Source organism: Microbulbifer jejuensis (assembly GCF_047289955.1).
Classification (GTDB): Bacteria; Pseudomonadota; Gammaproteobacteria; order Pseudomonadales; family Cellvibrionaceae; genus Microbulbifer.
This window is the reverse complement of the sequence record NZ_JBLBUB010000027.1, coordinates 1-11957: the sequence shown is the minus strand read 5'-3', so window position 1 is coordinate 11957 and position 11957 is coordinate 1. Positions and strand designations below refer to the sequence as shown.

Below are 11957 nucleotides of genomic sequence, written 5' to 3'. Positions count from 1 at the left end.
GCTATGCCTAAAAAATCCTGGTACAGCATAACCGCTGCTGCCGACAGCGAAGCCGATATCTATGTGTATGACTATATCGGCTATTACGGCGTTACTGCCAAAGACTTTGCACGAGATCTCAAATCTCTGGGTAAGGTCAACAAAATTAATCTTCATCTGAACTCCCCCGGTGGTGATGTTTTTGAAGGCACCGCTATTTACAACCTGCTCAAGGACCACAGTGCTGAGATAGAGACTTGGATCGAGGGGATCGCCGCCAGTATGGGCAGTGTGATTGCGCTTGCCGGGGATACCGTCCATATCGCCGAGAATGCCTATTTTATGGTGCATAACCCTAGTGCGGCTGCGCGAGGGGATGAACGGGCGCTGGAAAAAATAAAAGGACTTCTCGTAAAAGTGAAAAAAACCATGGTCGGCCTGTATACCGCACGCTCGGGCCTGTCTGACGAAGAGGTAAGCCAGATCATGGATGACGAGACCTGGTATGCCGGCGCCGAAGCGGTAGAGGCGGGGTTCGCCACCGATACCACTGCCGCCACGGAGATGGCCGCCAGCTTTAGCGCTGAGCTATTCAATCAATTTAACAACACACCTGAACCGGTTCGCGCACTAATGGCGCAGGGCTCAAGTGAGGTTCGATTCCCGTCTGCGGTTGCAGACAACCCACCCAAAACCAAGGAGGCGCAAGCCATGCCCAAGACCACCCCCGCACAGCCGGGTGCAACCGCCGACAATGGGGTCACACCGGAAGTAAAAGCCAAGATTGCCGCTGATGCACAAGCACAGTTTGTTGCCAATGAGCAAAAGCGCAAAGACGATATCAAGGCCGTTTTTAAGGGCTTTGAAGCCCACAGCACAGTAATGCAGTCCTGTCTGGATGATATGGATTGCACGGTCGCCCAGGCCAAAGACAAACTGCTCCAGGCCCTGGGCAAGCAAACTGCAGCCCCGGTACAGAGCTACAGCTTGGTGGTGCAGGAAGGCGAAGGGATCAAACGCATGAAGGCCGATGCAGAAAATGCCATTGGTATGCGCGCCCTTGGCGAAACCCGCAGGGAAGGCAATGGCCTGGCCGACCACACCTTGATGGAAATCGCCCGCCTATTGATGCAGGCCCGCGGTGTGAATCTGGCTGGTATGGATAGAATGGCGATTGTCGCGGCAGCTTTTACCCACACGTCCAATGACTTCGCCAATATTTTGGGTAACACCGCCAACAAGGCCATGCTGAAAGGCTACGAAGAAGCGGCCGAGGTATTCCCGCAGTTTACCGCCACCGGTAATCTCAGCGACTTTAAGATTGCCACCCGCACCGATCTCGGTTCTTTTCCGACCCTGACGAAGGTGGCGGAAAGTGCAGAGTTTAAATACGTCACCATGGGGGAGCGTGCCGAGACTGCGGTGCTGGCCACCTACGGCAAGTTGTTCAGCATCACCCGCCAGGCCATTATCAACGACGACCTGGGTGTGTTCACCCGCATTCCCATGAAGATGGGCCGCGCTGCCGTGCGCACCGTCGGCGATCTGGTATTCGGTATTTTCCTGAACAACCCCGCCATGGCCGACGGCAAGGGCCTGTTTCACAGTGCGCATAACAATATCGCCAGTGCCGGCGGTATCCATACCGCCAGTATCGACGCCGCGCGGGTCAAGATGGCCAAACAGAAAGATGGTGATGCCGTGCTTAATTTACGGCCCAAGTTCCTGCTCTGCGATGTGGCCGACGAAGGACAGGCCCGGGTGGCGCTGGAATCCGAGTTCGAGGTGGGGGCAACCGATAAATCCAACACGGTACCCAACAGTGTGCGCAATATCGCCAGTGTGATTTCCGATGCACGTCTGCATAACCACAATGCCTGGTATCTCACGGCCGATCCTACTCAGCACGACACCATTGAAGTGCTCTATCTGGATGGCCAGCAGGCGCCGGTGCTGGAACAGCAGAACGGCTGGAATATCGACGGAGTCGAGTTCAAGGTGCGTCTGGACGCTGCCGCCAAGGCATGGGATGCCAAAGGTATGGTGAAAACCCCGAAAGCCTGAAGCCCTGACTGATTAATCAACGATTCCACACAGGCCGCTGCTGCGGCCTTTTTTAGTTCCAGTTTTTCAATAACCCAAACGGAGAGTAATCAAGATGGCCAAGAATTTTGTGCAAGAAGGCAAGGTATTGGATTACACCAATACCGGTGCCGCCATTACCGCCGGCAGTGTGGTGGTGATGGGGGCAGTCCTGGGTGTGGCACTGGTGGACATTGCCAGTGGCGAAACCGGTGCGGTGCAGATTGGGGGGGTTTTTACGGTGCCGAAAGTTTCCGCGGCCGGGATTGCCCAGGGCGAGACACTGACCTGGGTTGTTGCTGCAGGGGCCTTTGACAGTAAAACAGCGACTGCGGCCAATGGGGATATTGTCGGCGCGACCGCCTTTGCCGCGGAAGCTGCGGGTGGTGGTGCTACTAGTCTCGCGGTGAAGTTTACCGGGGTACCGGGCACCGTCAGTGAAGCCGCCGGCGGATAACGGAAAGGACGATCTTCTATGGATCTGGAACAGAGAGTAGCGGAACGCAATTTTCAGCGCTGGGGCAAGCCCGCCAGTTATACCGAGGGTAGCGGCAGTGATCCTGTCATGTGCCGGGTGATTCGGGATCAGGGGGTTGATGAATTTGCCGATGATCGGGTACGGGTGCCGCGTATTGAGTTCAGTCTGCTGGTCAGCGAGGTGGGCAGTCATAAGCCGGGCGCGCTGATTACAGTGAACGGGGTGGAGTGCCAGGTGTGCCATCTGATCGAAGACGACGGCACTGTGCGTCGCGTGGTTGTGGAGAACTGATATGGGCCAGCGTATTGCCATCCGTGACGCAGTCAATGTCGCACTGCAAACCCTGCAAGGCTACACCCTGATTGCTCCCGGCACCACGGATGAGATTCCCGAGAGCAGTCTTCCCGCACTGGTGGTGGGCTTTGCCACTGAAGCCATCCTACACGAGCTGTACGGCGGGAGTGAGCGACAGTTGGAAATCACTGTGTCTGCGGTGGTGAAGAGCCGCGGCGATGTGTATGCCGCGCTGGACCAGGCTGCTGCCGATATTGAATCCGCACTCGCAGACAATGAACTTGGCGGTGCCGAGCGCTTTCTGCTCAGCCAGACCCAGTTCGCCCTGGATGCCGAGCAGCCCCTGGGCGAAGTGCGGCTGATTTACGCCGCCAGCTATTCCACTGGCGCATAAACCACAATGGAGACTATCCCTATGGCCAGTAAAGCCAAACAGCACGTGCGCATTGTCAAACCCTGTGTGGCCGCCGGCCAGCCGGCCCCGATGGGTGAAGTACTGGAGTTGGTCATTGGCGAAGCCAACCAGCTGATCGGTACCGGCCGTGCCCAGGCGGTGCCCACAACACAAAAGGGCCGGGAAGGTAATAAAAAGGTCGGACCCGACAGCGCCGCTCCCACTGTTGCAGCGCTAACCGATTCACCCAACAACGGAGAGAAAAACCATGGCACAAGGCTATAAAACCCAGTTCCACCGCAGCGCCGATGGTACTACCTATACCCAGGTCGCCGGTCTTCTGGATATTGACCCAGGTGAGGAGTCGCGCGGTTCTGATGACGTGACCCCCATTGATGGCACCAGCGGTTATATGGACTTCGATCCGGTGGGCCTGAGGGATGCCGGCGAAGTGTCCTGCACCTTTATCTGGAACCCAGGCGATACTGGCCAGCAGGCACTGCGCGCCGACTTCGATCTGGATAACAACATCTATTACAAGGTGGTATATCCGGAGGGCACTGAGGTGGTGTTTGTGGGCCATATCACCGGCTGGGGACAGGCAAGCCCCAAGGATAGCAAGATCACCCGTACGGTGAAATTCAAGCTTTCCGGTAAGCCTGCGGTGACGCCGGGGGGATGATCTCCAATTCCCTTTGGGTGGACCAACCCTATTCTAGCTGTGTTTTGCCTAACCTTTGGGATCTGTTGAAGTATGATCAGTTTCATCCACGGCTGAATTCATTACAGCCACGCATAAGGTGCCAGGACGGCAGGGGCCTCTGAGTACATATGTGGCACGCTGATCACAACCAGATACTCCAAATGTCCTATTACCTAATTCATGAATTGTTATTGATTCCGCATCACAATTTAAATCAAAGGTAGCTCTCTTCGATATAGACTCTTTCATTACTGAAGAGCAACCACCTAATACCAGCAATATAGCGGATAAAAAAAATATTTTTTTCACGTAGTGAGAGCCTCGTATTTCTTGTGCTGTATTCGTCTTATTACCGCCATATTACCACGAGACTATTGCTATTCCAATTTTCACAAAACCCGCCTCCGCGGGTTTTTTTATACCTGGAGATTGAACCATGAGCCTATTTCCCCCGGGAAAGCGGGAGACGATTTGTTTTGGTGATACCACCTTTGATCTGTATGAACTGAGCGGCTATGAGCGCTGTGAATATCTGGCAAAAACCACCGGCCATCTCGGAGTGACAGAAGAGGGGGAATTACAGAAGACGGTAATTACCAAGATAGGCCAACTGTGGGACGCGCGGCGCCAGGAACTCAGTAATAGGCTGTTGCTGGTGGCCTATGCCCTGCGTCCCGGGCGCGAGGAATCCCTGGAGGAGCTGCACCAGGAACTGTGCAAATCGGTGGTACCGGAACAGATTGATATCCTGTATATCCCCGCTGCCAAGTTGTCCAGGCTCTACTTCGAGGTTGATGCCTTATACCAAGAGAGTAGCCCCGCGCAAACCGAAGTCAGCGAGGCCCCCGAAAAAAAAGAGTAGTGCCGGGCTTCCAGTTCGCCCGGCAGCTCGCGCGCGAGTTCAAGCGTCCCGATTACTTCAATATGTTGCGCAGTATGAGTGTCACGGAACTGGACCACTGGTATGAATATTACCGGGAGCATCCCCTGGAGTCCGAACTCCAGCAGTGGCAGCTGGCCCATATCGCCGCCGGCAGTTTTGGCGGTAAGCCTGCCGATTACCTGCCGCAACCCCACAAGCCGAAAACTGTGCAACAACAAATCGCCATCTGGCAATCCATGGCCTGAGCAATGACAAGACAAGCATCCATGGCCACCATGGTGGCCAATCTAGAGCTCCGCTCCACCCAATACAAGCGCGAGATGGTCCAGGTCAGTGCGCGCAACAAGGCATTGGCGCGGGATATCAAAAACACCGCTACTAGCGGCGATATTTTTTCCCGCTCCATGCGTGGCGCGGCCCAGGGTGTGGCCTCTATTGATGGCCCTCTGGGTGGCGTGTCCGGTCGGGTCGGTGCCCTGAATGGGTTTTTGCACAGCGGTGCCGGGGCCTGGGCCCTGTTCGGTGCCGGTGTGGCCGGTGTGACGGCCGTACTGTACAAGAGCATCCGTGCCGGCGAGGAGATGGAGCGGCAGCAGCTCAAGATTGAGGCGCTGCTTAAAGCCACCGGCGGTGTCTCGGGCCGCACTGCGCAACAACTGGACGAACAGGCGCGCTCGGTAGCGCGGGCGACCCTGGCCAGCGTTAGGGGTATCCGCGATGCCCAGGGGGTATTGCTGACGTTCAGGACGGTGCAGGGAGAAACTTTCGACCGCGCCATTGCCCTGTCACAGGATCTTGCCGCGGTGATGGGCGGCGACGCCAAGAGTGCGGCACTGCAATTGGGTAAGGCACTCGAAGAGCCCAGTGTCGGCCTCACCATGCTGCGCCGCTCGGGGGTCAGTTTTACCGAAGCGGAAAAGGCCCAGATCAAGGCCATGACGGAGGCGGGCCGAGTTGCGGAGGCTCAACGCCTGATTCTGGACAAACTGGCGCGGCAGGTGGGCGGTGCCGGTGCCGGCGAAGCTGGCGGCCTGACTGGTGCGGTGGATTCTTTGGGACAATCCTGGCAGGAATTTCTGGAGAAATTTAACCAGACCACCGGTGCTACCGGTCTCGCCACCCGCGCTATTCAGGGGCTTGCAGGCTCTCTCGACGACTCGCGCGGTGTGGCCGAGGATACGGAGGCCGCAGTGACTGCACTGGCCATTTTATTGGGCGGGCGCTTCGCCGGTGCCATCGGCAGGCAGGCGACGCAGATGGCGTTGTTAAATACGAACACCTACAAGGCCACGGTGCAGACCAATGCCCTGGGGCAGGTGATCGGGCGGACTACCATCACCACCCGCGCTGCCGCCGTGGCCGCCACCGGATTAAAAAACGCCTTCGCGTTTCTGGGTGGTCCTGTGGGCGTCATCACCATTGCGGTGGCTTCACTGGTCGCCTGGAATGCCGCCCAACCCACCACTGAACAAAAAGCGGAAAGTCTCACCGGCAGGATTGATGAACTGACCCGCAGTTGGAAAGAATTAACCAAAGCGCAGCGTATTAACCGGGAACAAAAGGTGCTTGTTGATCGGGATGACCTTGCCGTACAACTTGCGCAACTTAAAAAACAGCGCGACTTTTTGCGCGACGGCGGCCTGAAGGAGGGCTCCCGCTTTGGTTATCAGGCACCACTGGGCAATGATCATTCACGCGTACGCGAATTGAACGACCAGATCGATACGCTAAAGCAGAACATCGACAGCGCCAACCAAAAGCTCGCCAATCTGGGTAAACCCGATCAACAACGCTTCAGGGAAGAAGCCGAGGCGGCCTTCAAGGCGGCGCTGGAGCGGGAGGCGGTGGAGCGGGCGCGGGCCGAGAACGCATTACAACAGGCACAGGAGACCGGCGCCGCGCAGCTGGCGCAACTGGACAGCTTCCTTGCCGACCAGCGCGGCAAGATTGATCTGGACCACGAAACGCGCCTGCAGCAAATTGCCGCCCTGCAGATCGCCGAGGAAGAGCTGCGCCGGCGGGGCTTTGACTCCATTGAAACACTGCGGGAGGAATATACCGCGCGGGAGGCAGCTCGCTATCAGGCTGCGTTGCAGGCGCTGCAGGCCGGACCCGATGGTGGCGGGGCCAATCAGCCTGGCCCTGACGGCCTCACCGATACTGAACGCCAGCATATCGCTGCGCGTCTGCAAACCCTGCAGCTGTCCTGGCTTACGGAAATGGAGCAACTGCAGGTACAGCAGGACGAGGAGATGGCCCTACTCGACCAGGCCTATGCCAGCAAACTGATCCAGCGCGATGAGTACGAGCGTTCGCTATTTCAACTGGAGCAGAAGCATACGAAGGCGCGGGAGAAGCTGGAGCAGGTCAGCAGCAAAAACCGCTGGAAAGCATTCTCCGGTGCCATGGATATGATGCTGGGGGTTTCCAACACCGGCAGTAAAAAGCTCTTCAAAATCCAGAAAACACTGAGCCTGGCCAAAGCTGTCGCCACCTTGCCCAGTGCGGTGATTGAATCCTTCAATAATTCCGGTGGTTATCCCTGGGGCATCCCCGCTGCAGTTGCCATGGCTGCAGCCGGCGCCGCACAGATAGCGCAGATCAAGAGCACAAACTTCAGCGGCGGCGGAACTGCGGCCAGTGTCAGCGGTGGCGGCGCCACAACCCTGCCCAGTTCCACCGGTGCCACCGCCGCGCGCTTGGATACCTTTGCTAGCAATGATGCGCCGCAACAGCCGCGCACCCAGGTAATTATCCAGATTCAGGGTGATGTCGTCGGCGACAGCAGTGAACGATTTATAGAGGATCTTCGAACTGGGATTAGCAGTGGGGATCTGGTGATCATCGACAAAAATAGTCGGCAGGCGCAGGAACTGAGGGACTAGCCATGTTCATTGAATTTACCCCCACGCGCCTGCACCCCACCGGCCCGGGCAAGCTGGAAGCCATCCTGAAACAGTACGAGAGCGGCGCACCGAAGGTGGAAGGCAAGGAACACAAGGCTCTGTCCGGGGTGACCGAAACCACGGTGTACCGCATTGAGCGCGTATACCAGTGCCGCACGGCCCCCATCACCCTGAGCCCTGCCGGACTAATGGTGTGGGATACGTTTGCGGCCAGTTGTGGTGCCGGTGAATTTTTTACTTTCGATCCCTTTGGCACCGAGGCCACGCCGGACGCCCCCAGGACGGTGCAACTCAAGTTCCGTACCTTCAAACAGCAGCGCCAGCCCGCCTGGCGTTTTGTGTTTAGTTTTACCATTGTGGAAATCCTGGCCTGATGCGTAACAACTCAGAAACCTTCGACCTGGAAAACCAGTCCCCCCAGCGTGCGCTGCGCCTGGTGGTGGAGATCGGCTATGACCTGCCACTGTATATTACCTCGCATCGGGATATTCCCGGTCTGCCCGCCAATGCGATTCTCGGTGCCTTAAAAAAATGTTCGGCCACCAGTCAGCGCCTGTTGCCGGAACAGGGCAGAGCGGAGATCGGCACCATCCAGTTTGAGGTGGTGGATATCGCCGGCCAGCTCTCCTATGTGCTGCGCGACGAACTGGAACAGGGCAATGGCATCAAGGGCCGCACTGTGCGCCTGTATCAGGGTTTTGCCGGGCTGGACTGGTCCGACTTCCGCCTGGAGCAAACCCAGATCGCCGAGGAATCCATTGCCTACAGCGAAGGGGTGTACCGGGTGCGCTGCCGGGATATCCAGCGCGAGATGCGCCGGGAACTGTTTGTACCCAACAGCACCCGCCTGGCTGCAGATTTTTCCAAGACCCAGACCACCCTGCAGGTATTCGATACCAGCCATTTTGAACCCAACCCCCATACCGCCGCCTATGGCGACGCGCCCAGTCAATCCGTTTACTACCTGAAAATCCAATACCAGGACGGCTTTGAAATTGTGCGTGCCAGCGGTAAAACCGCCAACCGTTTTACCGGCTGTGCCCGCGGCCTGTTCGGCACCTATGCCCGCGATCATGTGATCCCCACCGACAACGATGACGAGCGCGGGATTGCAGTGGAGGAATTTATCTACCTGGAAGGGCCGGGCCCGCAACTGGCCTATGCCCTGCTCACTGGCCTGGTGCTCGGTACCAATCATACCTTGCCCGACAACTGGCACCTGGGTATCGACCCTGCGCTGGTGGTGCGGGACGAGTTTGAACATATCGGCGCGGACTGGTATCAGCCCGGTAATCATAGCAAGGGTAAAATACTCAGATTTGATGGTTTGAAAAAATCCGACGGTAAAAAGTTTATCGAGACCGAGATTAATTTATTGCTCGGTGCCTTTATGCCCGTCAATGCCGCCGGACAACTGGGCCTGCGTCGTATGGCCGGGGTGCTGGCCAATGCCGCCACTGTGGCTGCCCTTGCCACGGACGATGTCACCCGGGCCGGTGAACTGAAATACAATCTGGCCGGCGTGCGCAATCTATTTGCGATTCAGTGGAGCTGGTTCGAGCAACCGGGTTTTGACGGCAAATTCCTGCGTGCAAACGAGTTACTCGATGCCGATTCCATTGCCACCCACGGCAAAGCCAAACCCCACACCCTGAAATTCCGCGGCCTGCACAATACCCGCCACACCTACACCACCATTAAAAACACCTTCGACGCCCTGCGTGATCGCTTTGCCGGCCCGCCTTTAACTTTGCGTTTGGGGCTGCTGCCCAGCAACAATGACCTGGAGGTGGGGGATATCGTCAGGGTCACCCTGCCGCAGCTGCGGGATCATTCACAGGAGGTGGCCGACGGTATTCTGGATCGCGCCATGGAAATCCAGCGGATCAGTGTGGATCAGGTTTCCGGTGCGGTATCGGTGGACTTGTTTGGCAGCTACCAGCCCGCCGGCAGGATCGACGATCAGCCCGACAGCACTGGTGCGGAACTGCCGGACAGCTGGTATAGCGCCGAAGGCACCGCCATGACCGCCGCCGGTCTCAATATCGACAGTAGTGGTTTTTTAACTGCGGACGGTAGCCTCGCCGGCAACCCAAATAGTCGAGCAGTGTTTTATTATCCGGGGGATTTAACCATTCCCGCCGGTCGCACCTTGAGCGTCAGTGGCAATTCGGAACTGCGGGTGCGCGGGGTACTGCAGATCGACGGCACCCTGCGTGGTGTGCCCAGTAATAGTGGGCGGGGTTTTTTGGGCTCCTGTCGCGGCGGCTCCGGGCGGGTGGTTGGCAAGCGTGTGCCTGGTCATATTTTTGAGGAAAGCCGCGGGGTTGTGATCACCGGGCGCAATGCGGTGATGCCGCCACTCAATATTACCAACGAGGGCGGGGATCTGCAGGGCATACCCCATGACCTGCGTGGTACTGGTGGCGCCCGCGGTGGCAATTCCTTCCGCTATTTGCGTGGTGACCTCAGCTACGAGCCGGCAGGATTTGGCGGTATTGGTGGCAGCGGCGGTGCCGGCCTGGCGGTGATCGCCCGCGGTATCGCGTTGGGTGTGTCCGGGAAAATCGACAGCTCCGGTGGTGATGGCGGCCCCGGTCGCGGTGTGGAGCCAAGGCCCATCCCCGGTGGCAGCGGCGGTGGCGGCGCCCCCGGCGGTGTGGTGCTGCTGGTAGACGGTACTCAAAATCCAATGCCGGTACTCAGCAACAATAAACTCATTGCCTGCTATGGCCACAGTCCCGACGCCCCCGGCAGTGCCGGGCTGGGGGATCACTGTCTCGGCACCAGTGCCGTGCGACTGCTGTTTGTGCCCAAATCCCGCACGCCTTATGACGACTACGAGGACCCGGCGCTAGACCCCAGTGTGCAACAGGCCATGGATGCCGCTGCCGAGGCCCAGGCCGATGCGAATATTGCCCTGGCGGACCTGGATACTATCGCCGCGGACGGCATACTGCATCAGAGCGAAAAGCTGCAGATTATCCGCGAGTACGCGCAATTACTGGCTCAGCAGGCGGGGCTGGAAAACCAGGCCGACGGCGCCGGCCTGACCACGGAAAAAGCCGATTACACCGGCAACCTGGCCGCGCTCACCAGTTACCTCGGTGGCCTCACACCCGCCTGGAACAATACCAGTGCAGATACCCCCATCAGCCGCACCCTTTGGAACATCAACTGGCAGGCGGCGTACCATGCCCGCAACACCCTGCTCAACGCCATTGCGCAGCAGGCCCGCGAAGCCGGTATGCTCGGCGCCGCACTGCAATTTAAATGGGACCGCAGACCCCTGGGGTTGAGCTGGCCTGTCAGTACAAACTATGCCGGTGGCACCAAATACACCTTTAACGCCAGTGCCGGGCGCGGCTATCTGCATGTGCTGGCCAATGATGCCGAGGGCGGTGCCCGGGTTGGCCTCAATGGCCGCGAAGTCGGCGTAATGCGTGGCGACGATGGGGTTACCCTATGGTACAGCTTTCCAATCACGCTGGTGGCGGGTGCCAATGAGCTTTCCGTGTGGGCCAGTTCCAGTGACGGCGGCACCTACGGCGGTTTGGTGGTCACCCTCGGTGGCAGCGGCGATCCCCAAGCACTGCTGGATGCCTCTGTGGCCGACGCCAGGGCCGCTGCCGCCGAAGCCGCCGCTGCTGATGCCCAGGCCGATGCCACCGAGGCACTGGCCGACTTAAATACAATTGCCGCAGACGGCAAGCTGCACCCCGGGGAAAAACCCCAGGTTATCCGCGAGTACCATCAACTGCTCGCAGAGCAGGCCGGCATTGAAACCCAGGCGAACCGTTACGGTATTACCAGCGAGAAAACCGCCTATAGCGGAGCCATTACCGCCCTGTCGGATTATCTCAGCGGTACCGGCTGGGACAATACCGCCACGGTCACCACCATCAATCGCAGCACCTGGAATAGCAAATGGCAGGCGGTGTACACCCAACGACAGGCACTGCTCAATAAAATCAACCAGATTGCCGGCTCCCAGGCCGACTGGGACAAAATCTATGGTGACAATAAACCGGAGGATAATGCCACCGTAGGTGCCACGCTTGAGGAGCGTGCGCAGTTTCGCACCAGAAGCCATACATTTATGGAGGATTTTTCCAGTGCGGAGTATCGCGAGTATTGGGTGAAACTTAACAGCACCGGCGGCGCTATGAGTTACTACTCTGGCGGCTCCAGCCAAGTCGGTGGCGGTGCGGCCCGCCTCAACGACTATGTGGCAATGC

The 11957-nt window shown here is 58.2% G+C and carries 11 protein-coding genes; all 11 read left to right on the top strand.

Annotated elements, in window-relative coordinates; translation table 11 throughout:
• The first annotated feature begins 3 nt into the window (after positions 1-3).
• Positions 4-2043: a ClpP-like prohead protease/major capsid protein fusion protein gene (locus ACL7TT_RS16210; RefSeq protein ID WP_413396956.1), complete on the top strand. Its 2040-nt coding sequence runs from the start codon at positions 4-6 to the stop codon at positions 2041-2043.
• 94 nt (positions 2044-2137) lie between these two features.
• Complete coding sequence (locus ACL7TT_RS16205; protein ID WP_413396954.1) at positions 2138-2518, top strand: capsid cement protein; 381 nt, start codon at positions 2138-2140, stop codon at positions 2516-2518.
• Positions 2519-2536: 18 nt separating this feature from the next.
• Positions 2537-2830, top strand: a complete 294-nt coding sequence (locus tag ACL7TT_RS16200) for a head-tail joining protein (RefSeq protein WP_413396953.1) — start codon at positions 2537-2539, stop codon at positions 2828-2830.
• A gap of 1 nt (position 2831) precedes the next feature.
• Complete coding sequence (locus tag ACL7TT_RS16195; RefSeq protein WP_413396952.1) at positions 2832-3227, top strand: hypothetical protein; 396 nt, start codon at positions 2832-2834, stop codon at positions 3225-3227.
• Between the two features lie 21 nt (positions 3228-3248).
• Complete coding sequence (locus ACL7TT_RS16190; protein WP_413396951.1) at positions 3249-3512, top strand: hypothetical protein; 264 nt, start codon at positions 3249-3251, stop codon at positions 3510-3512.
• On the top strand, positions 3496-3909 hold the full coding sequence (locus tag ACL7TT_RS16185) for a phage tail tube protein (protein ID WP_413396950.1): 414 nt from the start codon (positions 3496-3498) through the stop codon (positions 3907-3909). The genes ACL7TT_RS16190 and ACL7TT_RS16185 overlap by 17 nt, the downstream gene beginning before the upstream one ends.
• Before the next feature lie 457 nt (positions 3910-4366).
• Positions 4367-4792, top strand: a complete 426-nt coding sequence (locus tag ACL7TT_RS16180) for a hypothetical protein (protein WP_413396948.1) — start codon at positions 4367-4369, stop codon at positions 4790-4792.
• On the top strand, positions 4792-5058 hold the full coding sequence (locus tag ACL7TT_RS16175; RefSeq protein ID WP_413396946.1) for a phage tail assembly protein T: 267 nt from the start codon (positions 4792-4794) through the stop codon (positions 5056-5058). Before ACL7TT_RS16180 ends, ACL7TT_RS16175 begins: the two co-directional genes overlap by 1 nt.
• A gap of 3 nt (positions 5059-5061) precedes the next feature.
• On the top strand, positions 5062-7698 hold the full coding sequence (locus tag ACL7TT_RS16170) for a phage tail length tape measure family protein (protein ID WP_413396944.1): 2637 nt from the start codon (positions 5062-5064) through the stop codon (positions 7696-7698).
• A 2-nt stretch (positions 7699-7700) separates the two neighbouring features.
• Complete coding sequence (locus tag ACL7TT_RS16165) at positions 7701-8093, top strand: hypothetical protein (protein WP_413396942.1); 393 nt, start codon at positions 7701-7703, stop codon at positions 8091-8093.
• Positions 8093-11957, top strand: a 3865-nt coding sequence (locus ACL7TT_RS16160) for a hypothetical protein (RefSeq protein ID WP_413396940.1), incomplete at its 3' end; no start/stop codon positions are given. The genes ACL7TT_RS16165 and ACL7TT_RS16160, both read left to right, overlap by 1 nt.

What these genes read in the sequence shown, in the direction of transcription:
- ACL7TT_RS16200 (WP_413396953.1), top strand. Translation starts at nt 2,537, where the DNA reads ATGGATCTGGAACAGAGAGTAGCGGAACGCAATTTTCAGCGCTGGGGC.
- ACL7TT_RS16170 (WP_413396944.1), top strand. Translation starts at nt 5,062, where the DNA reads ATGACAAGACAAGCATCCATGGCCACCATGGTGGCCAATCTAGAGCTC.
- ACL7TT_RS16195 (WP_413396952.1), top strand. Translation starts at nt 2,832, where the DNA reads ATGGGCCAGCGTATTGCCATCCGTGACGCAGTCAATGTCGCACTGCAA.
- ACL7TT_RS16205 (WP_413396954.1), top strand. Translation starts at nt 2,138, where the DNA reads ATGGCCAAGAATTTTGTGCAAGAAGGCAAGGTATTGGATTACACCAAT.
- ACL7TT_RS16185 (WP_413396950.1), top strand. Translation starts at nt 3,496, where the DNA reads ATGGCACAAGGCTATAAAACCCAGTTCCACCGCAGCGCCGATGGTACT.
- ACL7TT_RS16210 (WP_413396956.1), top strand. Translation starts at nt 4, where the DNA reads ATGCCTAAAAAATCCTGGTACAGCATAACCGCTGCTGCCGACAGCGAA.
- ACL7TT_RS16190 (WP_413396951.1), top strand. Translation starts at nt 3,249, where the DNA reads ATGGCCAGTAAAGCCAAACAGCACGTGCGCATTGTCAAACCCTGTGTG.
- ACL7TT_RS16165 (WP_413396942.1), top strand. Translation starts at nt 7,701, where the DNA reads ATGTTCATTGAATTTACCCCCACGCGCCTGCACCCCACCGGCCCGGGC.
- ACL7TT_RS16180 (WP_413396948.1), top strand. Translation starts at nt 4,367, where the DNA reads ATGAGCCTATTTCCCCCGGGAAAGCGGGAGACGATTTGTTTTGGTGAT.